General features: G+C 52.5%; 15 protein-coding genes. 12 read left to right on the plus strand and 3 right to left on the minus strand.

The features are described from left to right. A complete protein-coding gene (locus ACZ42L_RS09075) occupies nt 1–2,169 on the minus strand; it encodes a GH92 family glycosyl hydrolase (protein WP_464715898.1) in 2,169 nt (722 codons plus the stop codon). Nucleotides 2,170–2,307: 138 nt separating this feature from the next. Between ACZ42L_RS09075 and ACZ42L_RS09080 the strand changes: the two genes are divergently transcribed. The 5 genes from ACZ42L_RS09080 to ACZ42L_RS09100 all read left to right on the plus strand — a co-directional run bounded on the left by ACZ42L_RS09080 (nt 2,308) and on the right by ACZ42L_RS09100 (nt 9,750). After that, complete coding sequence (locus ACZ42L_RS09080) at nt 2,308–4,542, plus strand: GH92 family glycosyl hydrolase (protein ID WP_464715899.1); 2,235 nt, start codon at nt 2,308–2,310, stop codon at nt 4,540–4,542. Between the two features lie 420 nt (nt 4,543–4,962). Next, nucleotides 4,963–5,397 (plus strand): dUTP diphosphatase, encoded by a 435-nt coding sequence (gene dut / locus ACZ42L_RS09085; RefSeq protein WP_464698501.1) that lies wholly within the window; start codon nt 4,963–4,965, stop codon nt 5,395–5,397. A gap of 1 nt (nt 5,398) precedes the next feature. After that, nucleotides 5,399–7,159 (plus strand): tetratricopeptide repeat protein, encoded by a 1,761-nt coding sequence (locus ACZ42L_RS09090; protein WP_464698503.1) that lies wholly within the window; start codon nt 5,399–5,401, stop codon nt 7,157–7,159. Between the two features lie 5 nt (nt 7,160–7,164). Continuing rightward, entirely contained in the window at nt 7,165–8,091 is a 927-nt protein-coding gene (lolB1, locus tag ACZ42L_RS09095; RefSeq protein WP_464715900.1) for a lipoprotein insertase outer membrane protein LolB1, read from the plus strand. After that, complete coding sequence (locus ACZ42L_RS09100) at nt 8,092–9,750, plus strand: murein hydrolase activator EnvC family protein (protein WP_464715901.1); 1,659 nt, start codon at nt 8,092–8,094, stop codon at nt 9,748–9,750. It begins immediately after the preceding gene. Between the two features lie 45 nt (nt 9,751–9,795). On the opposite strand, the gene ACZ42L_RS09105 is transcribed toward ACZ42L_RS09100, so the two are convergent. Further along, nucleotides 9,796–10,878: a M20 family metallo-hydrolase gene (locus tag ACZ42L_RS09105; protein WP_464715902.1), complete on the minus strand. Its 1,083-nt coding sequence runs from the start codon at nt 10,876–10,878 to the stop codon at nt 9,796–9,798. Between the two features lie 89 nt (nt 10,879–10,967). Between ACZ42L_RS09105 and ACZ42L_RS09110 the strand changes: the two genes are divergently transcribed. The 4 genes from ACZ42L_RS09110 (at nt 10,968) to ACZ42L_RS09125 (ending at nt 14,668) form a co-directional block, all read left to right on the plus strand. After that, nucleotides 10,968–12,776: an AMP-dependent synthetase/ligase gene (locus ACZ42L_RS09110; RefSeq protein WP_464715903.1), complete on the plus strand. Its 1,809-nt coding sequence runs from the start codon at nt 10,968–10,970 to the stop codon at nt 12,774–12,776. Between the two features lie 34 nt (nt 12,777–12,810). Next, complete coding sequence (prfB, locus tag ACZ42L_RS09115; RefSeq protein WP_464698512.1) at nt 12,811–13,926, plus strand: peptide chain release factor 2; 1,116 nt, start codon at nt 12,811–12,813, stop codon at nt 13,924–13,926. A 95-nt stretch (nt 13,927–14,021) separates the two neighbouring features. Continuing rightward, complete coding sequence (locus ACZ42L_RS09120) at nt 14,022–14,162, plus strand: hypothetical protein (protein WP_464698514.1); 141 nt, start codon at nt 14,022–14,024, stop codon at nt 14,160–14,162. Nucleotides 14,163–14,167: 5 nt separating this feature from the next. Then, complete coding sequence (locus ACZ42L_RS09125) at nt 14,168–14,668, plus strand: CYTH domain-containing protein (protein ID WP_464705898.1); 501 nt, start codon at nt 14,168–14,170, stop codon at nt 14,666–14,668. Here the strand turns inward: ACZ42L_RS09125 and ACZ42L_RS09130 are convergent. Further along, on the minus strand, nt 14,628–15,068 hold the full coding sequence (locus tag ACZ42L_RS09130; RefSeq protein WP_464702512.1) for a VanZ family protein: 441 nt from the start codon (nt 15,066–15,068) through the stop codon (nt 14,628–14,630). The genes ACZ42L_RS09125 and ACZ42L_RS09130 overlap by 41 nt on opposite strands. A 246-nt stretch (nt 15,069–15,314) precedes the next feature. Between ACZ42L_RS09130 and ACZ42L_RS09135 the strand changes: the two genes are divergently transcribed. From ACZ42L_RS09135 to ACZ42L_RS09145, 3 genes are read left to right on the plus strand one after another with little or no spacing between them, the layout of a single operon-like run. Then, entirely contained in the window at nt 15,315–16,031 is a 717-nt protein-coding gene (locus ACZ42L_RS09135; RefSeq protein ID WP_464715904.1) for a DUF6563 family protein, read from the plus strand. A gap of 52 nt (nt 16,032–16,083) precedes the next feature. Continuing rightward, nucleotides 16,084–17,943: a 2-oxoacid:acceptor oxidoreductase subunit alpha gene (locus tag ACZ42L_RS09140; RefSeq protein ID WP_464715905.1), complete on the plus strand. Its 1,860-nt coding sequence runs from the start codon at nt 16,084–16,086 to the stop codon at nt 17,941–17,943. 18 nt (nt 17,944–17,961) lie between these two features. Next, nucleotides 17,962–18,960 carry a 2-oxoacid:ferredoxin oxidoreductase subunit beta gene (locus tag ACZ42L_RS09145; protein WP_464715906.1) on the plus strand — a complete coding sequence of 333 codons (999 nt, stop codon included), beginning with the start codon at nt 17,962–17,964 and terminating at the stop codon, nt 18,958–18,960. The last annotated feature ends 142 nt before the right edge of the window (nt 18,961–19,102 follow it).

Here is a 19,102-nt window from a genome sequence, read left to right on the forward strand (position 1 = left end):
TTAAGGTCTGTCTTTCTTTGCTGTACCGAATGCAGAAGGCTTGCTGTCCATCGTGAATTCCAGCGTTCCACCCTTCACGATATCGGTATAGCTGATGTATGACTTCGTATAGTTCTTGCCGTTCAGTTTTACCGACTGGATGTAGATATTTTCCTTGCTGTTGTTTACAGCCGTGATACGGAAGGTCTTCCCTCCTCCTACATTCAGTGTAGCTTCGTTCCAGATGGGCGAACCGAATACATATTTGCCACCCGATGGGTCTACCTGATACAAGCCCATGCTCGACATCACATACCATGCCGACATAGCACCCACGTCTTCGTTGCCACTTAATCCGTCGATACCGGTCGTATACATCTCGTTCATGGTTTGTCTCATAAGCTTAGCACCCTTCCACGGCTGGCCCACATAGTTATACATGTAGAGTATATGGTGGCTTGGTTCGTTGCCATGAGCATATTGTCCTATCAATCCGGAGATATCCGGCGAAGCCTCAGCACCCAAATCGCCCGTTACAACGAACAGCGAATCAAACTTGTTCACAAATGCTTTCTCCGAGGGGAACAGGCTTACGAGTCCATGAACATCCTGCGGTACGAGCCAGGTATATTGCCATGCGTTGCCTTCAGTGTAGTCATCTTGGCGGTGGATTGTCTTGAACGGACTGAAGTCTTTGCGGAATACGCCTTTGGAATCGCGTCCGCGCATGAATTCTACGGTCGGGTCGAAGAGGTTGCGGTAAGCCTGACTGCGCTTAGTGAAAAGCTTGTAGTCGGCTGTCTTGCCCAACAGCTTAGCCACTTTAGCCACTCCGGCGTCGGCAATGGCATACTCCATCGTCTTGGCTACGGTCTCCATCGTTTCGTCCTTGTCGAAAGGAATATAGTTGTATTGCTTCAGGAAGCTCTGACCGCGGTCGTCTTTCAGCGATGTGTTCTTCAATGCTTCGAAGGCAGCTGCGCGATCTTTCACAAAACCTTTGAGTACTAGGTCGGCCATGATGATAGAACCGGGGTTGCCCACCATACAGTCTGTCTCGTTACCCACAAGATGCCAAACGGGCAGTTTGCCCTGCTCGCGATAGATGTTCATGAAAGTTTGTGCAACGTCGCCCATCAGCTTAGGCTGAATCAAGGTCATCAGCGGTCCCCATGAGCGGTAGGTATCCCATAGGGAGAAGGTGGTATAGTTGACGCCATTGCCGTTGTGCACCTGGCCGTCTGCACCGCGATACTGCCCGTTGACGTCGCTGAACACCGACGGAGCGGTCATGGTGTGATACATAGCCGTATAGAAGATGGTCTTCTGGTCTTCATCACCGCCTTGTACGCTGATACGTCCAAGCTCATCTTGCCATGCCTGCTGTGCATCGGCCACAACCTTGTTGAAGTTCCATCCTGCGATTTCTGCTTTCAGATTCTCGCGTGCATTCTCTGCACTGACAGCCGACAGACCTACTTTCAGAAGCAAGGGTGAGCCGTTGTTCTCGAAAGCAAACACGCCTACCGAATCCTGATTCTGTACCAGTTTTACCGGTTGTGAGAATTCGGCAGCGAAATACATCTGCTGACTCTTGGCCCATCCGCTCGACATGCGATAACCGCTGATGGTGGTCGGGCTGTCTTGTGTAAACTTGCAACTGGTCATCTTGTCCCATCCGATGCCTTGCTTCAGGTTCAGGGCAATGAGTCCTTGCTTCACGTCAGCACCGTAATTGTAGCGGTGGAAGCCTGCACGCTTGGTAGCGGTGAGTTCCACCAGCACGTTGGGCTGCTGTAGCTTCAGTGCATAATAACCCGGACGAACGGTCTCGGCATGGTGCGAGAACTTCACGTATTTATGGTTCTTGTGGGCCACAGGCAGGAAAGCGATGTCGCCCAGGTCGCCGATTCCCGTTCCGCTCAGGTGCGCATGACCGAAGCCTACGAGTATCGAGTCGCTGTAATGATAGCCCGAACACCAGTCCCAACCGTGGGTATATTGCGTCGGGCCGAGCTGTACGAAGCCGAAAGGCACGTTAGCTCCCACGAACACATGGCCGTGACCGCCTGCACCTATCATCGGATTCACATAGTCGATAGCTTGTTTCTCGTTATTCTGAACGGTAGCCATCAGCCCCATAGGCACAATAATGGCTAATGATAACAATAATTTTTTCCTTAATATCATGACTAGGTTTTATAGTTTAATAATGACTGCAAATATACTAAAAATAAAGAAAAACAGACGGTGCAAAAGCTCTAAATTTGGGCGATTATCTTTTTTTACGTAATTTTACGCTTAAATTTTAACTATCAATAGAACTGCATGAAATTCAAAACCTTATTGTCGCTGTTGCTGTTGGCTGCCCTGCCGGCGATGGCAGAGCGAAACGTGGATTACGTAGACCCGTTTATCGGGACCACCAATTTCAGTGTCTGCAACCCCGGCGCGGTGCTGCCCCACGGGCTTATGTCGGTCGTCCCGTTCAATGTGATGGGTTCCGACCTCAACCAATACGACAAGGATGCCCGCTGGTGGTCGGCTCCTTACGAATACAACAACAAGTTCTTTACCGGCTTTGCGCACGTCACACTGAGCGGTGTGGGCTGTCCCGAACTCGGCACATTGCTCACCATGCCCACCACGGGCAAGCTCGATGTCGACTATCACAACTACGGTTCGGAATATACCGGCGAGAAAACATCGCCCGGCTACTATGCCGTGAAGCTGAAGAAGTACGGCATCGACTGCGAGGTAACGTCTACCCTGCGCTCTTCGCGTGAACGCTACACCTTTCCCAAAGGCGAAGGCCACATCCTCTTGAACGTCGGCAGCGGTCTCACCAACGAGGTAGGCGGCATGGTGCGCCGTGTCTCTGAGAGCGAGATAGAGGGCTACCGACTGCTCGGCAACTTCTGTTATACCGCGCAAGCCGTGTTCCCCATGTACTTCGTCATGCGTGTGAACAAGACGCCCAAAAGCTCCGGCTACTGGAAGAAGCAGCCCAAGATGACGGGCGTAGAGGGACAGTGGGACAAAGACAATGGCCGCTATAAGCTCTATACCTCTTACTCTCGCGAGCTGGCGGGCGACGAAGTGGGCTACTATTTCGACTTCGACTGCGCCGAGGGCGAGCAGATAGAGGTGTCGATGGGTGTCTCGTTTGTCTCTATAGCCAATGCACGGCAGAATCTGGAAGCCGAGCAGCCCTCGCTCTCGTTCGACGATATTCGTGCGAAAGCAGTAGAGGCGTGGTCTCAATGTCTCGACCGCATCACGGTAGAAGGCGGCACAGAGACGCAACGCCGCGTCTTCTACACGGCTCTTTACCACAGCCAGATTCATCCCAGCATCCTTCAAGACGTCAACGGCCAGTATCCGCTGATGGAGAACGGCGGCAATGGCAAGACTGCCACCAATCGCTATACGGTGTTCTCGTTGTGGGATACGTACCGCAATGTGCATCAGCTGGAGACATTGCTCTACCCCGACCGCCAGCTGGATATGGTGCGCTCGATGGTCGACATGTACCGCGAATGGGGATGGATGCCTAAATGGGAGCTGTTCGGGCGGGAGACCTGGACGATGGAGGGCGACCCTGCTATTCCCGTCATTGCCGATACCTACCTCAAAGGGCTGCGCGACTTCGATATCAATGCAGCCTATACGGCTTTCGTCAAGTCGGCCACTACACCGGGCAAAGACAACAAGATGCGCCCCGACATAGACTCCTATCTGCAACGCGGTTACATACCCCTGGGCGAATATGCAGCCGATGAGTCGGGCGACAACAGTGTGTCTCACGCGTTGGAATACTACGTGGCCGACAATGCCTTGGCCAACCTGGCCGATGCACTGGGCAAGAAAGCCGATGCAGCACGTTTCCGTAAGCAGAGTCTGGGCTATCGTCATTATTATTCAAAAGAGTTTGGAACGCTGCGTCCCATCAAGGCCGACGGTAAGTTCCTGACTCCGTTCGACCCCAAGGCAGGTGCTGATTTCTCCAATGCACCCGGCTTCCACGAAGGAAGTGCGTGGAACTACACCTTCTATGTGCCCCACGATGTGAAGGGACTGGCCAAGCTCATGGGTGGCAGCAAGAAGTTCGTAGACCGTCTGCAGATGGTGTTCGACCAGAAACTATACGACCCTGCCAACGAGCCTGACATCGCTTATCCTTATCTGTTCTGCCAGTTCCCCGGCGAAGAGTGGCGCACCCAGAAAGAGGTGACGCGTCTCCTGAACCGCTATTTCACCGATAAACCCGACGGAATTCCCGGCAACGACGACACCGGAACGATGTCTACATGGGCGCTCTTCTCGATGATGGGCTTTTATCCCGACTGTCCCGGCAGTCCGTATTACAGCCTTACGATGCCCGCTTTCGACAAGGTGACGCTGCACCTCGACCGCAAGTATTATCCACAGGGCGACATCGTGATAGAGCGGCAGACCAAGGCCGACCGCATCCACAGCATGACGCTGGGCGGAAAACCTCTTTCCAAGTATCGCATATCGCACGACGAACTGGTCAAAGGCGGCCACCTCGTCATCCGATAAATGAGGATTGAGTCTCCAAAAACCATCAACCCGGAGACTCAAAAAACTCCATCTATTTACTGCAAAGCCTCGGCAGCATCGCTGCAAGGCCCAAACAGCAATGCTGCAAAGGCCAAACAGCAACGCTGCCGAGGCCTTGCAGTTTTTTGAGTTGCTGAGTTTTTAAGTTCATGAGTTATTGAGTCGCAGGGCAAGGCGCTGCTCATACAAGTTGATGAGTTATTGAATTGTGGAGCAAAGTGCTGCTCATACCATGCTTTATCGGGTTATTCTTCTTCTGTCCTTTTATTCTTCTATCCGACAAACACACTCATGACGGACGGTTGTGCAGTCTCCCTGCGCTGCTATTTTTCTTTTTTAAGATGAAAAAGGAAACTATTCAGACAGAATTGATTAATTTTGCAAGATATAGTATCTGATATGAAGATAAAAGTAGTAAATACCGGCCGACAGCCGTTACCGCAATATGCGACGGCGCAAAGTGCCGGACTCGACCTCAGGGCCAACATTGATGCGCCCATCATTCTCAAACCGTTGGAGCGCAGGCTCATCCCTACAGGACTGCACATTGCCCTGCCGGCAGGCTACGAGGCGCAGATACGTCCTCGCAGCGGACTGGCCTTGAAGCACGGACTGACAGTGCTCAACACACCGGGAACGGTGGATGCCGACTATCGCGGCGAAATCATGGTGCTGCTGGTCAACTTCTCCAGCGAGCCTTTTACAGTGAACGACGGCGAACGCATTGCCCAAATGGTGATAGCACGCCACGAGCAAGCCGAGTTCGAACTGGTGGAACAGCTCGACGAGACCGAGCGCGGAGCAGGAGGATACGGACATACCGGAGTGAAATAATATGAAACATTTGATATCTCTATTGGCGGCTTTCATGGGGGCAGCCATCCTGTATCCTGCCCTGGCCGACAACGATATACACACGACGAAACCCAAGTTTACGCCCGACACCATTCCGGCTGTCGTGCGCAACAGCTACGAGGCTCACTTCCTGGAGGCTGCGAGGCAACTCAATGCCGAACACAACGACTCGGCACTGACGCTGCTGAACCGCTGCATCACAATGCGCCCGGAAGCAGCCGAAGCCTACTTCCTGCGCTCACGCATCTACGGCATACAGCACGAAGACACACTGGCGATGGCCGATTTGCAGCGGGCAGCCGCGCTCGCTCCGCAAAACAGCACCTATCAGGAGAATGTAGCGCAGAACTATATCGGCTTCCGACAATTCGACAAGGCCATTGCTGCTTTTGAGAAGTTGTATGAGAACAATCGCGACCGCAGCGATGTGCTGAACGTGCTGATACAGCTTTACCAGCACGAGAAGAACTACGACATGATGCTCGACGCCACCAACCGCCTGGAACTGATGGAAGGCAACAGCGAGGACATGACGCTGGCCAAGATGCGTATCTACGAAATGAAGGGCGACAAGAAGTCGGCCCACAAAGTGCTCAAGGCACTCTGCGACGCTCATCCCAGCGATGTGGGCTACAGGGTGATGATGGGTAACTGGCTGATGCAGAACAACAGGCAGAAAGAAGCCTACAAGATATTCCAGCAGGCACTGAAAGAAGAACCCGACAACGTGTATGCCGAAAGTTCCATGCGCGACTATTACCGCGCTACAGGTAAGGACTCCCTGGCACACCAACTGACCGAACGTATCCTGATGAGCAGGAAGACAAGCTCGAAAGACCGTGTCACGATGATGCGCCAACTGATTCAGGAGAGCGAGAGTGAAGGGAAAGACAGCATGGAAATCGTGCAGCTGTTCGACCGCGTGTTGCAGCAAAACTCGAAAGACGGTGACGTGGCAGAGTTGGCAGCTGCCTACATGACACTGAAGAAGATGCCCGAAGACAGCATCAAGCGGGCTTTGAACCGCGTATTGAGCATCAGTCCCGACAATGTAGGGGCGCGTTTGCAGCTCATTCAGGGACTGTGGCCCAAGAAGAAGTGGGACGACATCATTGCGCTGTGCGAACCAGCCTTGCTCTATAATCCTGACGAAATGGCGTTCTACTATTTCAAGGGACTGGCCCATTTCCAGAAAGAGAACAACGACGAGGCACTGTCTACCTTCCGCAAGGGAGTGAGTCAGATTAACTCGCGCAGCAATCCCGACATCGTATCCGACTTCTATGCCATCATGGGCGACATCCTCCATCAGAAGGGAAAAGACCAAGAGGCGTTTGCAGCGTACGACAGCTGTCTGCAATGGAAGGCCGACAACGTGAGCTGCCTGAATAATTACGCCTACTATCTGAGCGAGGTAGGACAGAATCTGAAAAAAGCTGAGGAGATGAGTTTCCGCACGGTGAAGGCCGAACCCAAGAATTCTACTTTCTTGGATACCTACGCCTGGATTCTATTCTTGCAGGAGCGGTACGAGGAATCGAAGATTTATATAGACCAAGCCATAGCAAGCGACACCGATTCGGTGGCGAGTGCCGTGATATTGGAGCATGCCGGCGACATCCACTCCAGATGCAACGAACCTGACAAGGCGGTGGAATTGTGGCAGAAAGCCGTCAAGGCAGGAAGTACAAGTGCACTGATACAGCGAAAATTGAAACTGAAGAAATATATCAAGGAATAGGTAAAATGAGAATGAAGATAACTTATAGGATAGGGCTGATGGGCATGGGCGCACTCTTGTTCATGGCCTCTTGCGGAAGCAAAAAAGCACTCATAAAAGACGGGCAAGGCACGAACGGCGTGGCAGCTGCGACAGGTAAGGCAGCGGGCAAGGCAGCCAATGCCACAGCACCCGACATGCAGCGTCTGGCATTTGTGCAAAAAGTGGCCGACACGAAAGTGTATGCGGAGAATATAGTGGGCGGTATCACGTTCAATCTGAAGGCTGGCAGCAAGGATATCACGATGCCTGGACAGTTGCGTATGCGCAAAGACCAGGTGATACGGTTGCAGATTACCATTCCGTTTTTGGGTACAGAGGTGGGCCGACTGGAGTTTACCCCGACGTACGTACTCGTCATCGACCGTCTGCACAAGCAGTATGTGAAGGCCGACTACAATCAGCTGGACTTCCTGAAGAACAATGGTTTGAACTTCTACAGCCTACAGGCACTGTTCTGGAATCAGTTGTTCCTGCCCGGACAGCAGAAGGTGTCTGAGTCGAATCTCAAAAAATATGGTGTAGACTTACAAGCAGCAGGCGGTACAGTTCCTGTGACTTTGGCCGACGGCAACCTGACTTACCAATGGAATGCCGACAAGAGTAACGGTCGGATTCTGCGTACCGACGTCACTTACAAGAGTACACAGCACGGCACATCGACCTTGGTGTGGAACTATTCCGACTTCAAGACCGTGGGCGTGAAGCAGTTCCCCGGTACGCAGGTATTCTCCTTCACCACCACAGCCACCAAGAAACAGCAGCAAGCCACGGTCTCTATCTCTATGGATGGGGTGACGACCAACGGCAACTGGGACACGCAGACGACTGTATCTGACAAATATAAGCAGATAGCAGCACAGGATATCTTGAAACAAATCATGAACTTTTAAATGAAGAAGATACTGTTGATAGGGTTGGCTGTGGCTTTTGCCTTAGTGGCTCCCGCCCAGAAAAAAGCGGTGAAGACACAAAAGCGGAAGGCGCAGACGACAGTAAGAAAGAAGAAGACCGGCAAAACACAGGCGACAAACAAGAAGACTGCCGTCTATTCCAATGCGTCTATCAAAAGTCTGCAAGGGCAACGCTCGCAGATACAGAAGAAGATTAGGCAGCAGGAACAGCAACTCAGGGCCAACCAGGCCGACGTCAAGAAGCGATTGCAGAAACTGATGACGCTGAATACACAGATTGATGAGCGACAGAAAAACATCGAGGGTATTCAGAAAGATATTCACCACATCGAGGGCAATCTGGATATATTGAAAGCGCAGTTGCAGACTTTGGAGCAGCAGTTGGCCGACCGCAAGGCAAAATATATCAAGTCTATGCGCTACATGGCACGCAATAGCACGATTCAGGACAAGCTGATGTTCATCTTCTCGGCCAAGGGATTGACGCAGATGTACAGGCGGCTGCGCTTCGTGCGTGAGTATGCTGACTACCAGAAAGCACAAGGCGAGATGGTCATGTCGAAACAGGCGCAGGTGGATAGCAAACACCAGCAGCTGCAAGACGTACGTAGCCAGAAGAACAATCTGCTCTACAAGGGCAAGAAAGAACAGTCGGCCCTCATCGGAGAGCAGGATGAACAGAAGAAAGTGGTGGCTTCGTTGCAGAACCAGCAGAAGACAATTCAGAAGGTAATCAGTGAGCAACGCCAGAAAGACGCAGCTCTGAATGCACAGATAGACCGCTTGGTGGCCATCGAAGTAGAGAAGGCCAGGCAGCGTGCCATCGCTGAAGCGAAGCGTAGGGCAGCCGCTCAAGAGGCGGCAAGGCGACGCGCCGAGGAATTGGCCCGACGGAAAGCTGCGGCCGAAGCAGCTGCACGCGAGAATGCCAGGCGTATAGCCGAGGCCAAAGCACGCGAAGCTAAGCTGAAGGCAGAGGCTGAAGCAGCTCGTCAGGCACAGCTCCAGGCGGCAGCCGAGGCAGCCAAGAAAGAGAGCAGGGAGCGTACCCAGAAGTTGGCCAACGAGGCGGCTGAGCGCCGAGAGGCGGCAGAACAGGCTGCGCGTGAGGCAGAATCGGCTCGTGTAGCGGCCGAACGGAAGGCACGGGCGGATGAAGCCCGCGAAGCCAAAGAGATAGCCGATGCTACCAAGCGGAACAACGAGGCACAGCGATTCAGCACCGTAGACCGCATGATGAGTGGCGGATTCGAGGCTAACAAGGGCCGGCTGCCGATGCCGATAACGGGTGGTTACCAGATTGTAAGCCATTTCGGGCAATACCGAGTAGAGGGTTTGAAGAATGTAAGTCTGGATAATAAGGGTATCAATATCAAGGGCAATTCGGGCTGTATGGCCCGTTCCATCTACGATGGCGAGGTGAGTGCCGTGTTCGGCTTTGCCGGTTCGATGGTCGTCATGGTCCGTCATGGCGCTTATATCTCGGTATATTGCAACCTGAAATCGGTGAGTGTGACCAAGGGACAGAAAGTTTCCACACGCCAGGCATTAGGTGTTGTGGGCATCGACAACATCCTCCAGTTCCAGTTGCGCAAAGAGACTGCCAAGCTAAACCCTGAAGTTTGGCTGGGAAGATAAACGATTATGACCAAGAGATAATCGTAGACGAGAGTCTCTTGAAGTTCAAGTATGTTGGATGGATGGCGGTATCTCGCATCCATCCAATATTTTTTGGTAGGTAGCGATAGCGTTTTCCATCTCCTGAATATAGATAAATTCGTCGGCAGAATGCGACCGGGCAGACGCTCCGGGACCGAGTTTGAACGACGGGAAAGGCATGAGAGCCTGGTCGCTGAGGGTTGGCGAACCGTAAGGTGTGAGTCCCATGTCTACACAGCGGCGTACCAATGGATGCTCGATGTCGATATGCGATGAGCGGAGATGGAACGAATGGGCATGCACCTCAGACTTCATGTGCCGGCAGATGAAGTCGTAAACCTCTTGATTATCGTAATATTCATTGGTTCGAATGTCTACCAACATCCTGCATTCATCGGGTATCACGTTGTGTTGCGTACCGGCATTGACCACTGTTACCGTCATCTTGGTAGGGCCAAGAAGCGGACTCACTTTCTCGAACCGATAGTCACGGAGCCACAACAAATCGTCCAATGCCTCGTAGATGGCATTTACTCCTTCGTTACGGGCAGCATGTCCCGACTTCCCACGGGCTATGACATCCAGCACCATCAATCCCTTTTCGGCGATGGCAGGCTGCAAACCGGTAGGTTCGCCCACCACAGCAACGTCGATAGGCGGTAACAATGGCAACACGCGGCGAATGCCGTTAATACCCGAAACTTCCTCTTCGGCAGATGCCAGATATACTACATTGTAAGGCTGTGGACGCTCCGTGAGATAGCGGAACGTCTGTAACAGTGTGGTCAGTCCACCCCCGCAATCGTTGCTGCCCAGCCCATAGAGCTTGCCATCTGCCACCGTCGGACTGAAAGGATCGCGTGTCCAGGTGGCTACAGGCTTTACGGTGTCGATGTGGGCATTGAGCAACAGAGTCGGTCGTGAGCTGTCGAAGTGTGGGTCTATCACCCACACGTTGTTCTCTTCACGACATGGCGAGAACCCATATTCGGCTATGGTTTCGAACATCAGGTCAGCCGCTTTTTCCTCATTTCGGCTGATAGAAGGAATGGCAATGAGCTGACTGAGCAGTCTGACTGCCTCGTCGGTATATTCTTTCTGTGTCATAGGTGTAGGCAAAAGTAATAAAATAATTGTATTTTTTTGCTGTTCTATCTGATTTCCACTATCTTTGCAAGAAATAAAATCGTTGGATTATGCAAACAAAATGCCATCTCTCAATACTTGTTCATGAACAGGCAAAGAAGTATGAAAACCGTCCTGTGCTAACCTTTCGGAGTTTTGGAAGTCGAGAGTGGAAGACTGTTTCGTGGAATCAATTCTCCTTGCGCGTCAAGCAAGTGAGCAATGCGCTCCTTAATCTGGGCATCAAGCCCCAGGAACACATTGCTGTCTACGCCCAAAACTGCATCCAGTATCTTTATACCGACTTCGGTGCTTATGGCATCAGAGTAGTCTCCGTACCGTTCTATTCTACCAGTAGCGAGCAGCAGATACAGCACATGATCAATGACGGGCAAATCCGTTTCCTCTTTGTTGGCGAACAGGAGCAGTACGACAGAGCCCATCGTATCTTTGCGCTGTGCTCTTCTTTGGAGCGTATCATCGTGTTCGACCATGGTGTGAGAATCAGTACGCACGACCCTGCAACTATCTATTTCGACGATTTTCTGAAACTCGGAGAGGGCCTTCCACGCCAGACCGAGGTCGAAGCATTGTGGAAACAAGCTTCAGACGACGAATTATGCAACATCCTTTATACCAGCGGAAGCACCGGAGACAGCAAGGGTGTGCAGCTCACATACGGTCAGTATGCCGCTGCCCTCAAAGCCAATGGCGAGTGTGTACCCGTTACCGAGAGTGACAGAGTCATCAATTTCCTACCCTTCGCACACATCTTTGAGCGTGCATGGGCTTATCTTTCCCTGTCGGCAGGTGCTCAGCTGATTATCAATACCAATCCGAAAGAGATACAGCAGAGCATGCGCGAGACCCATCCTACCTGCATGAGCAGCGTTCCCCGATTCTGGGAAAAGGTCTATGTGGCTGTGAAAGCGCGTGTAGAAAGCTCCGGCCCGGTACAGCGCAAGCTGTTCCTGCGTGCCTTGTCGGTCGGCAAGAAGCGCAATATAGACTATCTCAGCAAGGGCCGGCGAGTGCCGTTGATGCTGGAGATGGAATACCAGATGATGAATCGGACGGTCCTCAGTCTCGTGCGCAAGCAGATAGGACTGGAGAATGCCAACTTCTTCCCCACTGCGGGAGCGTATGTTTCGCCCGAAGTAGAGGAATTCGTCCATGCCATAGGTCTCGATATGCTTGTGGGATATGGGCTTACAGAGAGTCTGGCCACGGTCTCTTGCGACCACAGGGGCAAGCCGTTCACCGTCGGTTCTGTGGGCCGTCCCATCAATGGCATAGAGATAAAGATAGGCGAGAACAACGAAGTATTGCTGAAAGGTCCTACCATTACTCGCGGCTACTACAAGCGCGATACCACCAATGCAGCCGCCTTCGACGAAGACGGATTCTTCCATACGGGCGATGCTGGGTATATGAAGAATGGCGAACTCTTCCTCACCGAGCGCATCAAAGACCTCTTCAAGACCTCGAATGGCAAGTATATAGCCCCCCAGCAGCTCGAAGCCATGCTGCTGGTCGACAAGTATATAGAACAGGCAGCGGTGATAGCCGACCAGCGTAAGTTTGTTTCTGCGCTGATAGTACCCGAATATACCGTTCTCGAAGAATGGGCCCGTGAGCATCGTGTAGCTTTCAACAACCGCGAAGAACTATGTGCCAACCCCGAAGTACAGCAGATGATGAAAGAGCGTATCGAAACGCTGATGCAGGGACTGGCCTATTACGAACAAGTGAAAAGATTTACCCTGTTGCCCCATCATTTCTCGATGGAGACAGGAGAACTAACCAACACGCTCAAGCTGAAGCGTGGAGTCATCAATAAAAATTATCAGAGTGTCATCGAAGAGATGTATGCCGAATAAGGCAGTACGCTCTATTGACACACCCCATAAATAAATGATTACATCCGACCAACTCAAGAATGTGATGGAGCGTGCCGACGCATTGCACCGTTATCTGAATATAGACCAGAAGAAAGTGGAGTTCGAAGAGGAGCAACTACGCACCCAGGCCCCCGATTTCTGGGAAGACGCGCAGCGTGCCCAAGAACAGATGAAGAAGGTGAAGAGCATCGAGAAATGGCTCAAAGACTACAAACAGGTAAGAGAACTCACCGACGAACTACAGCTGGCTTTCGACTTTTTCCGCGACGAAATGGTCACCGAGCAAGAGGTCGACAGCCTTTATGCCAAAGTCACCGAATGTATCGAAGCGCTCGAACTCAAGAATATGCTCCGTCAGGAAGAAGACCCGATGGACTGTGTGATGAAAATCAACTCCGGAGCCGGAGGCACTGAGAGCCAGGACTGGGCGTCCATGCTCATGCGTATGTATATGCGTTGGGCCGAAGCTCATGGCTATAGCGTCACCATCAGCAACTTGCAGGATGGCGATGAGGCCGGCATCAAGAGCGTCACGATGAAAATAGAGGGTGGTGAATACGCTTACGGCTATCTGAAAAGCGAGAATGGCGTACACCGATTGGTACGCGTATCGCCGTTCAATGCACAGGGCAAGCGCATGACAAGTTTTGCCAGTGTGTTCGTCACACCGCTGGTCGACGACACCATCGAAGTTTTCGTAGACCCTGCCCGTCTCTCTTGGGACACCTTCAGGTCGGGTGGTGCGGGCGGTCAGAACGTCAATAAGGTCGAGTCGGGTGTGCGTTTGCGCTATCAGTATGAAGACCCCGACACTGGCGAGCAAGAAGAAATCCTGATAGAGAACACCGAAACACGCGACCAGCCCAAGAACAAAGCCAAGGCCATGCAGCTGCTCAAGTCGCAGCTCTACGACCGCGCCATGAAGCGACGGCTTGAAGCTCAGGCCAAGATAGAGGCCGGCAAAAAGAAAATAGAATGGGGAAGCCAGATACGAAGCTACGTATTCGACGACCGTCGGGTGAAAGACCATCGCACCAACTATCAGACCAATGATGTGGACAGTGTGATGAACGGCAAGCTCGACGACTTCATCAAGGCCTACCTCATGGAGTATCCGGAGGAAGAGTAGTAAAAGAGTCGTGGGGGCAGACACACCCTCTGCCATATCTTATCTGCTTCAACCCCCTGCCATCTACCGACAGACTAACCTTTAATAAAAAATATATGAGTAACAACAGCAAACTGCATCGCGAACAACGCGCTGCCAAACAAGAGAAGCAAGCCAAGAAAGTTATCAACTGGATATTTGCAGGTTTAATCGTATTGGCCATTGCATTTGCCATTTATTCGGTCTTTATCGTATAATCAATATGAGTGGAGTAGAAATTGAGAGGAAATTCCTCGTTAAGAAAGGCGACATGTACAAGCGTGCCGCCTTTTCTTGTAGCCACATCCGGCAAGGCTATATCCCGGCACAAGGTGCTACGGTAAGAGTGCGCACGCGCGACCAGCAGGCATTCCTCACCATCAAAGGACCGTCGGTCAACGGGGGTATGTCGCGCTACGAGTTCGAGAAAGAAATCACGCTCGATGAGGCCTCCCATCTGCTGGCATTGTGCCGTGGAGGCGTCATCGACAAACATCGCTACCTCGTCAGGAGCGGTCGTCATGTCTTCGAAGTCGACGAGTTTCATGGCGATAACGACGGGCTGATTATGGCAGAAGTGGAGCTAAGCGATGAAAACGAGACCTACGAGAAGCCCGAATTCATCGGGCAGGAGGTGACAGGCGACCGTCGTTTCTACAATTCCCATCTGTTGCAATCGCCTTTCAGCGCCTGGCGAGACACTTTGCCAGCAGAATACCGATAGGCAATCCCAACAACACGCCCACGCCATCGGCAACAAAATCCAGCCAGTCGCCACTTCGGCGACCGCCCGTACAAGTGGCCTGAGCTATCTCTATGAGTCCGCCCATAATGAGCGGAGCGATGCAAGCTACGACGAATGCCCGTCCCCACACGATGGACTTATGCCCGCGTATGTATTCCGTCCATACGATGCTGCACAGCATGCAGTACATGGCCACGTGTGTCCATTTATCTACCAGCGATACATGAGAGAGCGGAGTTTCGGGCACCGGCATCAGGCATACCACCCATATAACCGCTGCCGTTACCACTGTCAGCGGATAGTGCCTGACCGTTTTCAATATTCTGTTCATCCCTGCAAAGATAGTCAACTTCCCGATAATACCGTGTTTCCACCACATATAATTCTTAATTCTCCCCTACAAATCACCCTCTGAAATTACTGCAGAGGTTCGGCAGCGTTGCTGCAAAGCCTGTTCAGCAGTGCTGCCAAGCCCTTGCAGCGATGCTGTCCGGCCTTTGCAGTAAAATCAAAAAACGATGCTGAAAATTTGTTGATTCTCTTTTTTTTCCTACTTTTGTCTTGTCCATGCAGCTATGTGGACATACCGCCCTGATAATCACTATCTAATTAACTTTAATACAAGATGAAAACAAAGAATTTTGCAGCATTCATGCTTTTTACCATGCTATCCTTGTTAGGACAGAATGTGTGTGCGCAGACCAATGAAGTCTACGATACCAATTCGCTGGATTCCACTTCTACCATGACCACGGTGCAGTATTGTGCCACATACGACGACCTGAAGGCGGGGCATTGGAGCAATATCGATTCCGTGATGGTGGTCACCAAGAGCCGTACCAAACAGATGTGGTGGGGCGGCAAAGACTTCAAGTTCGATTCCGACAACAAGGCAACACGCCGCCTGCTCAGAAAAGAAGCCGTGGCAGTGATGTATCGTGACACCTTGCTTTTCAACTTAAATCATCTCAAAGACCGCGGAACGGCATTCGGCAGAGGCTATGCCCGTGGGTACAAGATGGCCGACGGTCGCTATCTCATTCTCTATTTCGATGTAGCGAAGATGTATGCCAAGTCAATGGCTGCCAGTATGTTCGGTCTTGTGGGCGGATTGGCTATGGCTGCATCGAGCAATAAACTGGCCAAGCAGAATGTATGTTACATCGTGACACCAGGCGAAAAGAAGGTCACAATCATCAATGAGAAAGTGATGCCCGACTTGCTCAAAGACCATCCCGACCTGTTGGAGGAGTATAATCAGATAAAAAAGAAGGAGCGTACCTACGCCGAAAATATCGTTCCGCTGCTGCAACGCGCCGGCGTATTGGGCGATGCGGAGTAGGAAACCTCTTTGTACAATTTGATTCGATAATCTAATAAATGGTATAACACTTATGACAGAAGGGCTGGAAATAAAAGAACCGGAACAGGTGGTCGTCAGATTCTCAGGCGATTCGGGCGACGGCATGCAGCTGGCGGGAACTATCTTTTCTACGGTATCGGCCATCGAGGGCAATGATATATCTACTTTTCCCGATTATCCTGCCGACATCCGCGCTCCGCAAGGGTCGCTTACGGGTGTTTCGGGGTATCAGGTACATATCTCGGAAGACGAGGCACTCACCCCCGGAGATTTGTGCGACGTACTGGTGGCAATGAATGCCGCGGCCTTGAAAACACAGTATAAGTATGCCAAACCGCAAGCCACAATTATCATCGACGTGGACGATTTCGGACCGAACGACCTGCGTAAGGCTGAATTCAAGACCGACGACTACCTCGGCGAACTGGGTATCGACCCCGACAGGGTGGTGGAATGCCCCATCACGGGTTTTGTGAAAGAGGTGCTGAAAGATTCGGGAATGGACAACAAATCTGTCCTGAAATGCCGCAACATGTTCGCGCTGGGCATCGTGTGCTGGCTCTTCGGGCGCAAGAGGCAGCTGGTAGCCGACTTCCTGCGTAAGAAGTTTGCGCGCAAGCCAGAACTGGCCGAGGCCAATATCAAGGTGGTGAATGCCGGCTACGACTATGGAGCAAACACGCATGCGAGTGTGCCGGCCACCTACCGCATAGAGAGCCATCACAAGAAGCCTGGCCGTTATATCGACATCACGGGCAACAAGGCCACTGCCTATGGACTGCTGGCGGCGGCCGAACGCAGCAGACTGAAGCTGTTTCTAGGCTCTTATCCCATCACGCCGGCTACCGATATACTTATCGAACTGTCCAAGCACAGGTCGATGGGAGCTATCACCATGCAGTGCGAAGACGAACTGAGTGCCTGTGCGAGTGCCATCGGTGCAGCCTTTGGCGGTGCACTGGCCGTGACATCTACATCGGGTCCGGGCATCTGTCTGAAGTCAGAAGCCATGAATCTGGCCGTGATGGACGAGCTGCCTCTGGTGGTGATAGACGTTCAGCGCGGCGGCCCGTCGACGGGACTTCCTACGAAAGGCGAGCAGACCGACCTGCTACAGGTACTCTTCGGACGCAATGGCGAGAGTCCGATGCCCGTGATTGCTCCCACCGGACCGACCGATTGTTTCTACTCGACCTACATGGCTTGCAAGCTGGCCGTGGAGCACATGACGCCTATTGTGGTGTTGAGCGACGCCTATATAGCCAATGGTTCGGCGGCATGGCGGCTTCCGAATATCGCAGAGTGGCCCGACATCGAGCCTCATCTGGCCCCCGAAGCACAGAAAGGCCATTACAATCCCTACGGGCGCGACCCTGAAACAGGCGCCCGCTACTGGGCCGTTCCAGGCCAGGAGGGGTTCATGCACATACTGGGTGGACTGGAGAAAGACAATGCCACGGGCAGTATCTCGAACAATCCGGAGAACCACCAGCTCATGACGAGGCTGCGTGCAGAGAAGGTGGCACGCATTCCTGTACCCGATGTGCGCGTCATCGGCGACAGTGAAGATGCCGAGTTGCTCATCGTCGGGTTCGGTGGAACTTACGGACATCTGTGTACGGCCATGCGCGAACTGCGTGGACGCGGGCATCGGGTGGCCTTGGCCCATTTCAAATTCATCAATCCGCTGCCGGCCAACACGGCCGAGGTGCTGCGTCGCTATCCCCGCGTGGTGGTGGCAGAACAGAATATGGGGCAGTTTGCCGGCTATCTGCGTATGAAGATAGACGGTTTCGTGCCACTGCAATATAATGAGGTGAAGGGCAAACCATTCGTCGTGAGCGAGCTGGTGGCAGCCTTTGAAAGCATGATGACACCTCACGTCGTATGAACCTAATGAGTCTGATATATGAACGCAAGTGATTTTAAGAAAGGGCAGCCCCGTTGGTGTCCGGGCTGTGGAGACCATTTCTTTCTCAACTCCTTGGAAAAAGCAATGGCCGAAATCGGCGTCGCCCCCCACGAGACAGCAGTCGTTACGGGTATCGGCTGTAGCGGTCGGCTCTCGTATTATACCAATACATACGCCTTGCAAACGATTCATGGACGCGCCGCCGCGGTGGCTACGGGACTGAAAATCGTGCGCCCCGAACTGACCGTCTGGCAGGTGAGTGGCGACGGCGACGGTCTGGCTATCGGCGGAAACCACTTTATCCATGCCGTAAGACGCAATGTAGACATCAATATGATACTGCTCAACAATCGTATCTACGGCCTGACGAAGGGGCAGTACAGCCCAACCTCGCCCCGTGGGTTTGTTTCGAAGTCGAGTCCCTATGGCACTGTGCAAGACCCGTTTCGGCCGGCCGAGCTTTGCTTCGGTGCGCGTGGGCGCTTCTTTGCACGCGCCGTGGCCAACGACGGGCAGCACACCGTGGATATACTCAAGGCTGCCTGGAAGCACAAGGGGGCTTCGGTATGCGAGATATTGCAAAACTGCATGATTTTCAACAATGGTGCTTACGACCCTGTCTACACGCGCGAGGGACGCAGCAGGAATGCCATCTACGTGGAGCATGGGAAGCCGTTGCTCTTCGGCGAGCACATGGAATACGGGCTGGTACAGGAAGGATTCGGACTGCGGGTAGCCAAACTGGGCGAGGACGGCGTCACCATCGATGATATACTGGTACACGATGCCCATGCTACAGACAACACCTTGCAGTTGAAACTGGCCATGATGGATACCGAACAGGGATTTCCCGTGGCGCTGGGCGTGATTCGCGACGTCGATGCCCCGACCTACGACAGCTGCCTCAACAAACAGGTGGAGCAGGTGAAGGCAGCCAAATCGTACCACACTTTCAATGAACTGCTGGAGACAAACGATATTTGGGAAGTGGAATAATGAATGGAGTCAGTGGGAGTTAAGGATTTGAGTTAATAGGAGTTAACGGCCGGGGTAACCTTGTCGGGTGACGTTTTCCGCTGACAATGGTGTTGGCTCTAGGTGCAGGTGGCTGCGACAAGTGGCCAGCTTTTTTAACTCG

Source organism: Prevotella mikamonis (assembly GCF_055381405.1).

Excerpts from the sequence above, each read along its gene's own strand:
- ACZ42L_RS09075 (WP_464715898.1), bottom strand. The coding sequence starts at position 2,169 with ATGATATTAAGGAAAAAATTATTGTTATCATTAGCCATTATTGTGCCT.
- ACZ42L_RS09080 (WP_464715899.1), top strand. The coding sequence starts at position 2,308 with ATGAAATTCAAAACCTTATTGTCGCTGTTGCTGTTGGCTGCCCTGCCG.
- dut (WP_464698501.1), top strand. The coding sequence starts at position 4,963 with ATGAAGATAAAAGTAGTAAATACCGGCCGACAGCCGTTACCGCAATAT.
- ACZ42L_RS09090 (WP_464698503.1), top strand. The coding sequence starts at position 5,399 with ATGAAACATTTGATATCTCTATTGGCGGCTTTCATGGGGGCAGCCATC.
- lolB1 (WP_464715900.1), top strand. The coding sequence starts at position 7,165 with ATGAGAATGAAGATAACTTATAGGATAGGGCTGATGGGCATGGGCGCA.
- ACZ42L_RS09100 (WP_464715901.1), top strand. The coding sequence starts at position 8,092 with ATGAAGAAGATACTGTTGATAGGGTTGGCTGTGGCTTTTGCCTTAGTG.
- ACZ42L_RS09105 (WP_464715902.1), bottom strand. The coding sequence starts at position 10,878 with ATGACACAGAAAGAATATACCGACGAGGCAGTCAGACTGCTCAGTCAG.
- ACZ42L_RS09110 (WP_464715903.1), top strand. The coding sequence starts at position 10,968 with ATGCAAACAAAATGCCATCTCTCAATACTTGTTCATGAACAGGCAAAG.
- prfB (WP_464698512.1), top strand. The coding sequence starts at position 12,811 with ATGATTACATCCGACCAACTCAAGAATGTGATGGAGCGTGCCGACGCA.
- ACZ42L_RS09120 (WP_464698514.1), top strand. The coding sequence starts at position 14,022 with ATGAGTAACAACAGCAAACTGCATCGCGAACAACGCGCTGCCAAACAA.
- ACZ42L_RS09125 (WP_464705898.1), top strand. The coding sequence starts at position 14,168 with ATGAGTGGAGTAGAAATTGAGAGGAAATTCCTCGTTAAGAAAGGCGAC.
- ACZ42L_RS09130 (WP_464702512.1), bottom strand. The coding sequence starts at position 15,068 with ATGTGGTGGAAACACGGTATTATCGGGAAGTTGACTATCTTTGCAGGG.
- ACZ42L_RS09135 (WP_464715904.1), top strand. The coding sequence starts at position 15,315 with ATGAAAACAAAGAATTTTGCAGCATTCATGCTTTTTACCATGCTATCC.
- ACZ42L_RS09140 (WP_464715905.1), top strand. The coding sequence starts at position 16,084 with ATGACAGAAGGGCTGGAAATAAAAGAACCGGAACAGGTGGTCGTCAGA.
- ACZ42L_RS09145 (WP_464715906.1), top strand. The coding sequence starts at position 17,962 with ATGAACGCAAGTGATTTTAAGAAAGGGCAGCCCCGTTGGTGTCCGGGC.